1 protein-coding gene is annotated in these 1,740 nt (G+C 44.6%); it reads left to right on the top strand.

The window, feature by feature from the left end; translation table 11 throughout:
- Window positions 1-1,740, top strand: a 1,740-nt coding sequence (locus G458_RS0116850; protein ID WP_026952930.1) for a DUF7507 domain-containing protein, incomplete at both ends; no start/stop codon positions are given.

Here is a 1,740-nt window from a genome sequence, read left to right on the forward strand (position 1 = left end):
GAAACCGAACTGGAAGAAACCGATGAGGCAACGGTAGAAGCGATCCAGCTTCCGGCCTTGACCATTGAGAAGACCGCCGATGTATCCTCTGTGGATGCTGCTGGAGATGTGATTAATTACACCTTAACCGTCACCAACACAGGAAATGTGACCTTGAACAGTGTGAAGATTACCGATCCATTGACAGGTTACGATAATTTGTATGGTCAGATGGTTCCAGGTCAGGTAGTGAATGTTACAACTACCTACACGGTAACCTTGGCAGATATGGACAAAGGATCTATTCTGAACGTAGCCACAGTCTCTGGATTCATTGGTGACAAAGTGGTTTCAGATCAGGATGAAGAGGTTGTAGAAGTAATTCAGAAGCCTTCGATATCCATCGAGAAGACCGCCGATGTATCCTCTGTGGATGCCGCTGGAGATGTGATCAATTATACCTTGACGGTGACCAACACAGGTAATGTGATGCTGAACAGTGTGAAGATTACCGATCCATTGACTGGATATGATAATCTATACGGACAGATGGTACCTGGACAGGTAGTGATTATTACAACTACCTACACGGTAACCTTGGCAGATATGGACAAAGGATCTATTCTCAACGTAGCCACAGTCTCTGGATTCATTGGTAACAAAGAGGTTTCAGATCAGGATGAAGAGGTTGTAGAAGTAATTCAGAAGCCTTCGATATCCATCGAGAAGACCTCCGATGTATCCTCTGTTAATGCTGCTGGAGATGAGATCAATTACACCTTGACTGTCACCAACACAGGTAATATGATGCTGAACAGTGTGAAGATTACCGATCCGTTGACAGGTTATGATAATCTGTTTGGCCAGATGGTTCCAGGTCAGGTAGTTGAAATTCAAACTAGCTATACTGTAACTCAAAGCGATATAGATTCCGGATCTATCCTGAATGTTGCCACAGTAGAAGGATTTGGTGGAGAGACCAAAGTTTCCGATAGTGCAGAGGCGATAGTTACAGCGAATCAGAATCCTGCTATCAAAGTTGAGATTACAGACAATAATCCAACTTTGGAGAAGCCAGGTGATGAGATTCCATATACCATCGTGGTGACCAATACCGGAAATGTGACTCTGGATAATGTGACAGTAGTAGATACCGTAACCGGTACAGTGGTGAATGTGGGTACCTTGGCTCCTGGAGAAAGCAAGACCATCGAGGTAAGCTATCCGATCACTCAGGAGGACATCGACCGTGGAAATGTAACCAATGAGGCTACTGCTACGGGTGAAAGTCCAAATCAGGGTGACGATGATCCTACAGACACTGATTCTGTGACGACACCAATATTGTATCGTCCTAGCATCCAAATGGTGAAAACTGCAGATAAGGAGGAGGTTCGGGAAGCAGGTGAAATTATCACCTACACTTTGACCGTAACCAATACCGGAAATGTAACCATGAGTAATGTTACGATAAGTGATCCGCTTACAGGATTGAATCAGGTTCTTGGAACTATGGCTCCAGGCCAAGTAATCAGTGTAGTGACCACTTATACTGTTACCATTGGAGATTTGGAAGGAAGCAATTTGCTTAACGTGGCAACTGTCACTGCCAAAGGTCCAAGAGATGGGGATGTTTTCGAAGACAAAGACGAAGTTTCTGTAGGAATTGGAGCCAATGAGATCATCGCCAATGATGACGACTATGGAACCTTCTTCTTAAGATTCGGCGGAGTGATCGGCAATATTCTGGACAACGACCGC

It is taken from the genome of Algoriphagus mannitolivorans DSM 15301 (genome assembly GCF_000429425.1).
Classification (GTDB): Bacteria; Bacteroidota; Bacteroidia; order Cytophagales; family Cyclobacteriaceae; genus Algoriphagus; species Algoriphagus mannitolivorans.